The organism is Vibrio sp. Y176 (assembly GCF_033438945.1).
In genome coordinates this window covers 1-1021 of the sequence record NZ_JAWOQS010000139.1, presented here as the reverse complement: position 1 = coordinate 1021, position 1021 = coordinate 1, and the positions used below count along the sequence as shown (strand labels likewise).

The 1021-nt window shown below is 51.1% G+C and carries 1 protein-coding gene; it reads left to right on the top strand.

Annotated elements, in window-relative coordinates:
* Window positions 1-980, top strand: a 980-nt coding sequence (locus tag R7O13_RS24670; protein WP_318304910.1) for a dihydrolipoamide acetyltransferase family protein, incomplete at its 5' end; no start/stop codon positions are given.
* Window positions 981-1021: the final 41 nt, after the last annotated feature.

Here is a 1021-nt window from a genome sequence, read left to right as displayed (position 1 = left end):
ATGGTGAAGAAGGCGACGTGATTAATATTGGCGCCCTACTTCTAGAAATCGACGAAAGTGGCGCAGAAAACACTGTCTCTGCGGAAAAACGACAAACCGCCGATGCCGCAACCGTTGTTGGCACCGTATCTCACCAATCTCATAACGTAAATGTTGATGATTTTTGGGTGGGCGGCAGCCACAACAAATCAACAGACAAACTCATCACCGCTTTACCTTCCGCGCGTTTGCTAGCGAAAAAGCTAGGCGTAGATTTGAAAACGATGGTCGGTAGCGGACCAAGCGGTTTGATCGTCGATGCCGATGTTTACGAAGAAGCAGGCAAACAAGTTCCTGGCACTGAAGTGCTCAAAGGAGCGCGCCGTACGATGGTCTCGACCATGGCAGAATCGCATCAAAACGTCGCAGCGGTGACCATTACCGAAGAAGCGTTATTGGAAGATTGGTTGCCAAACGAGGACATCAGCATTCGTCTGGTACAAGCTATCGTTTACGCTTGCCAGCAAGAGCCAGCTCTTAACGCTTGGTTCGATGCAGAAACCATGACGCGCTGTGTTCATCCTACCGTCAATCTTGGTGTAGCGGTGGATAGCCGTCACGGACTGTATGTCCCCGTGCTTCGCCACGCGGATGAGTATGAACCGCAAGACGTTCGTCGCTGGCTCGATCAAACCGTCAAAGGCATCCGAGACAGAAAGATCAGCCGAGAAGACTTACAACACGCAACCATTACTTTATCCAACTTTGGGGCCATTGGCGGCATTTTCGCAACACCAGTGGTTTCGCCACCGCAAGTCGCGATTGTCGGTGCAGGACGAATTGTGGACCGAGTCGTGATCCGTAACGGTCAAGCCGTGGCCGTAAAAGCAATGCCGCTGTCCATTACCTTTGACCACAGAGCTTGTACCGGCGGTGAAGCCGCGCGCTTTACCAAGGTGCTTGCAGAACATCTGCAAAGGCCAAGTGTAACTAAGTCATAACGACATAAGGCTTCCTAAATGGAAGCCTTTTTTCTGCTTTA